The 1,008-nt window shown below is 42.9% G+C and carries 2 protein-coding genes; both read left to right on the forward strand.

Annotated elements, in window-relative coordinates; all coding sequences use genetic code 11:
* Window positions 1-621, forward strand: a 621-nt coding sequence (locus tag ACFIJK_RS09335; protein WP_375627595.1) for a lysozyme, incomplete at its 5' end; no start/stop codon positions are given.
* Entirely contained in the window at window positions 618-845 is a 228-nt protein-coding gene (locus tag ACFIJK_RS09340; RefSeq protein ID WP_375627596.1) for a hypothetical protein, read from the forward strand. The genes ACFIJK_RS09335 and ACFIJK_RS09340, both read left to right, overlap by 4 nt.
* Window positions 846-1,008: the final 163 nt, after the last annotated feature.

The raw sequence follows: 1,008 nt of genomic DNA on the forward strand, positions 1-1,008 counted from the left end.
TGGGAAGGTTTGCGTTTGAACGCCTATAAAGATGCCATTGGGGTGTGGACAATAGGTTATGGACATACAAACAGTGCTGGAAAGCCTTTTATTTACGAAGGCATGACAATCACTGAAAAGCAAGCAGAAGAACTTCTTTGTCAAGATTTAAGACAATTTGAAAATGCTGTTGAACGCGCGGTTACAGTTTCATTAACAGATGAACAATTCGCGGCGTTAGTGTCATTTTGCTATAATGTAGGAACAACAGCCTTTTGTAACTCGACACTGTTAAAAAAGCTCAATCAAGGTGAATATGAAGCTGTCCCTGCCGAGCTACAGAAATGGACCAAAGCAGGCGGTAAGCGTCTTGAAGGTCTCGCACACCGGCGTGCGGCAGAAACAGGCTTATGGGCGAAAGGGGCTTTTGTTTCCTCCAATTATCAAACAGTAGAAACGCAAGCACCAACGGGGGTTTTCAAAGCCGAAGCACTTGCACCGATTATTGGTTCTTTTTCTGGGCTTGGAGGCTTATTAGCAGGAAATGGACCCATCCAATGGGCTTTGGCCACCATTATGGTTTTAGCCGCATGTGCTGGTATTTTCTTTGTTGCTAAACGCTTTCAGGAGCATCGTCTATGATCTTATGGATGAAAAGAAATCTGATGCTAACAGGCGCGGTTTTAGCCGCTTTTTTTATGATTTTAGCAAGAGCTTTTACTCTTGGGAAAAAAGCAGAGCAACAAAAGCAAACAGAAAAAGCTTTAAAAGCAGCCACAACACGTCTGGAGGTGGAAAGTGAAGTTAATCAAAAAAGTGATGCTGATGTGCGTGCTGCTCTCTCTGACTGGTTGCGCGACAAATAAATATGCTTCTTCTTGTGTTGGCTGGTTGCCAATTTATTTAGATAAGCAAGATCTGAACGCCATCAGTTCAAACTTAGCAAGAGAGATCTTAAAGCACAATAATCTAGGTGAACGCGTGTGTGGGTGGAAACATGGCTAGAAAAAAAACACAAGACGATACAGA

Origin of the sequence: Bartonella sp. PS17NMGDW (assembly GCF_042193555.1) — a bacterium.
GTDB classification, from domain to species: domain Bacteria; phylum Pseudomonadota; class Alphaproteobacteria; order Rhizobiales; family Rhizobiaceae; genus Bartonella; species Bartonella grahamii.

Coding starts and splice junctions, on each gene's coding strand:
- ACFIJK_RS09340 (WP_375627596.1), top strand. CDS start 618: ATGATCTTATGGATGAAAAGAAATCTGATGCTAACAGGCGCGGTTTTA.